Origin of the sequence: Arsenicicoccus sp. UBA2120 (assembly GCF_002330965.1) — a bacterium.
Taxonomy (GTDB): domain Bacteria; phylum Actinomycetota; class Actinomycetes; order Actinomycetales; family Dermatophilaceae; genus Arsenicicoccus; species Arsenicicoccus bolidensis.
This window is the reverse complement of record NZ_DCYC01000085.1, coordinates 1-483: the sequence shown is the minus strand read 5'-3', so window position 1 is coordinate 483 and position 483 is coordinate 1. Positions and strand designations below refer to the sequence as shown.

General features: G+C 72.7%; 1 pseudogene. It reads left to right on the top strand.

Features of this window, described 5'->3' with window-relative positions:
* Positions 1-392 (top strand): annotated as a pseudogene (locus B2P18_RS14390) (hypothetical protein); the annotation flags it as partial.
* Between the last annotated feature and the right edge of the window lie 91 nt (positions 393-483).

Below are 483 nucleotides of genomic sequence, written 5' to 3'. Positions count from 1 at the left end.
AGCCCGAGGCCGAGCCCGCGCCCCAGCCGGAGTCGAAGCCCACACCGGCCACCGAGGACGTCAAGGACCCCTGGGACGAGGACGACGACACCACCACCCCGGCACCCGTCGCCCAGACGAAGCCCGACTCGGAGACTCAGACGAAGCCCGAGCCGGAGCCCACACCGGCAACCGCCCCTGCCACCGACGACGTCGCCGATCCCTGGGACGAGGACGACACCACCCCGGCGCCGGCCGCCGAGACGAAGCCGGAGCCGGAGCCGGAGCCTGAGTCGAAGCCCGTGCCTGAACCGGAGCCCGTACCGGAGCCGGAATCGAAGCCCGAGCCCCCGAAGCCGGCGAGCGCCATACCGCCTGGCGATCAGGTCAAGGACCCCTGGGACGAGGACTGAGTGACCCAGGACGAGAGGGGCGTGGCCGCGGCCGCGCCCCTCTCGCATGCGCCCTCCGCCCAGACGACATGAACTGAGCCCCCAGCTCACA